The 1021-nt window shown below is 70.1% G+C and carries 2 pseudogenes; both read right to left on the bottom strand.

Going from position 1 to position 1021, the window contains the following annotated elements:
- Positions 1–275, bottom strand: a pseudogene (locus F3J10_RS35785) (anti-sigma factor); the annotation flags it as partial.
- 204 nt (positions 276–479) lie between these two features.
- Positions 480–1021: pseudogene (locus tag F3J10_RS35780) on the bottom strand (anti-sigma factor); the annotation flags it as partial.

The following is a 1021-nucleotide window of genomic DNA, read 5'->3' as shown; positions in this document are numbered from 1 at the left end:
ATGGCCGGGTCGTTGGCGCCGGGCGGGGCCGTGAAGGCGGGTGCCGCGGCGTGCTCCTGCGCGAGCTGCTCGAGCTTGTGCGCGAGACCCGCCGGCATCGGCGGCAAGGCCTGGGTGGCGAAGGCATCGCGGTAGGGCAGCGCCGAGGCGCGCAGCAGCGCGACCTGGCCGGCCAGCGCGGGCGAGGCCCGCATCGCCTGGTCGATCGCGGCACGCTCGGGCAAGGGCAGCTTGCCGTCCACGTAAGCCAGTAACTGGATATCGTCCGGTTTCATCAATCTATGTCGTTCTAATCGAATGGGCAGGGATCGATCTGTTCCATGCCGGGTGCCGACGGTCCGATCGGCACCGCATTTTCGGTGAAGCATAAGCTCGGCGCGCGGCGTTGTTCTGGAATCGCGCCCACTTTTTTCATTTGTTCACGTTCGCCACCGGGTTTGCCCCGGTGCTCGCTCCGTCGTTCTCTCTATTAGCCCTCGTCACGAGTCGGCCCGGCCTCGCGGCACATGCTCGCCGGAGGGCGGCGCGGAGGACGCGGCAGGCGCGGGCGTGGCGGGTTCCGCGGCGAGGCGCCGGCCCAGCGCGCCGAGGTCGACGTCGCCGGGCGCGTCGTTCGGCGCACCGATCAGCGCATAGCCGAGCGCGGCGCGGCGCCACGTTACCACACGCATCCGGTTGATGGCACGTTCGCTGACCGCCAGGTCAGGTTTCGACTCGGCGATCACGCACAGCGCGACCGGGCCGCCGCGACGCGGCAGGTAGACCAGCTGTATCAGCGGCCGGCCGCGGAATGCCAGGCGCTGCACGGCGCGCAGTTGCAGCCCTGCATCGCTGAGGTCGGGCACGCGCAGGTCGAGGTGGTCGCGCGCGCGAATCTCGGCGATCGCATCGGCCGCTTCATTCGCATCGAGCCTCGCGTATTCGAGCGTGTCGCGCGTATAGAGCTGCTGGTAGCCGACCGCCGCGGCGAGCCAGGGCGATACCGGATTGCCCGAGGCGGCGCGCAGCAGCAGGCCCGCGA

Origin of the sequence: Burkholderia sp. Cy-637 (assembly GCF_011753175.1) — a bacterium.
GTDB classification, from domain to species: Bacteria; Pseudomonadota; Gammaproteobacteria; order Burkholderiales; family Burkholderiaceae; genus Burkholderia; species Burkholderia gladioli.
This window is presented reverse-complemented; position numbering and strand designations above follow the sequence as displayed.